1 protein-coding gene is annotated in these 1,238 nt (G+C 61.4%); it reads right to left on the reverse strand.

What is annotated here, in order from left to right; genetic code table 11:
• Positions 1-254 precede the first annotated feature (254 nt).
• Positions 255-836 carry a Uma2 family endonuclease gene (locus ABZT03_RS44620; protein WP_356050080.1) on the reverse strand — a complete coding sequence of 194 codons (582 nt, stop codon included), beginning with the start codon at positions 834-836 and terminating at the stop codon, positions 255-257.
• Between the last annotated feature and the right edge of the window lie 402 nt (positions 837-1,238).

Here is a 1,238-nt window from a genome sequence, read left to right on the forward strand (position 1 = left end):
CGTCCCAACGAGCTACCGGCGTCGGCGGGCAGGCGCCGCAGCCATGTTTTCACGCCGGCAAGGCGCACCCGAAGGGATCAGGGGGACTGACCTGCACGAACACCCTCGCCTAGACACACGCCGATCCGGCGCGTGCTCCAGCATATCCGCAGGTCAAACCCCATATTCGCGTACTAGAGCGCCACCTCAACTGCGGAACTCAGGTCCAGATGTCCACGATCAAGGGGAAGCTTCAATCGAGGAACTGCCCCTGATCAACAGACGAGACGGGGCAGGTCGATGTCGATGCCAAAAGGGACCGCTGTCTTCATGCGATCGCGGTTAATGCCAGTGGCGACGTACGCGCGGGTGGTATCGTCCAACTCGTACGTGTGGATAACGGGGAGGCCATTCTCTTCCTCAATACGCCAGTAGTGCGGGATACCCGCCTGCGCGTACTTGAACGGCTTCAGCGACCGGTCCCGATCGGAGGACTCGTCTGAGACGACTTCGACGGCAAGAGCGACCTGGTCGGGGAAGTAGCGCGTACGGTTCGGGTCGTATGGGACGGTGACAGCAAGGACATCAGGCTCGGGCCGGTTCTTTTCGTTCAGCTTGACCGTCATTTCCCGGTCGATCACGAATCCCTCGGGAGCCTGATCGTCCAGTGCCGTCGTAAGTCGGGTGACGACGCGGGCGTGCCAGGACCGCTGCGGGGACATCATAAAGATCAGCGCTCCATCGATCAGCTCGGTGTGTCGGGGGAGATCGGGTGCGTTGTCGAGGTCGTCGGCCTCCCACCCACTCGGCCGGGGGGGCAGCATCCAGGGCGGGAGCGCGTCCCATGCGGTCGTCATCGTGTCCTCCTTCGGGCGCCCCGGCCAGCTTACGACGTGGTGTGCCACTGTGATTGGACCCTGTCACGTTGGCTGGATTGAGATGATCTTCGGGTTGCTGCGCCGGGAGGGGGGTGCCGTCCACACCGCCGTCGTACAAGGGTCACCGGTACCCGGTGGAGAGGCACTGTCACGTTGGCTGATGCGTGAAATGATCTTTCAGGTTGATCATGCTGGGGAGGGGATCGCGCGTGGCGAGCACGCGGCCGTCATAATAAGGGCCACCCGTACCCAATAGAGATCATCTCCCACTGCGTGTGGCTGTACGTCAATGCCAGAAAGTTATGTTTTGCAATGATTTGTCAAGCTGCTTCGTTCTTCGGTGTGTTGATGGAGGCATGGGGTCGCACGAGAGTGGTCACT

It is taken from the genome of Streptomyces sp. NPDC005574 (assembly GCF_040605435.1).
In the GTDB taxonomy this organism is placed as follows: domain Bacteria; phylum Actinomycetota; class Actinomycetes; order Streptomycetales; family Streptomycetaceae; genus Streptomyces.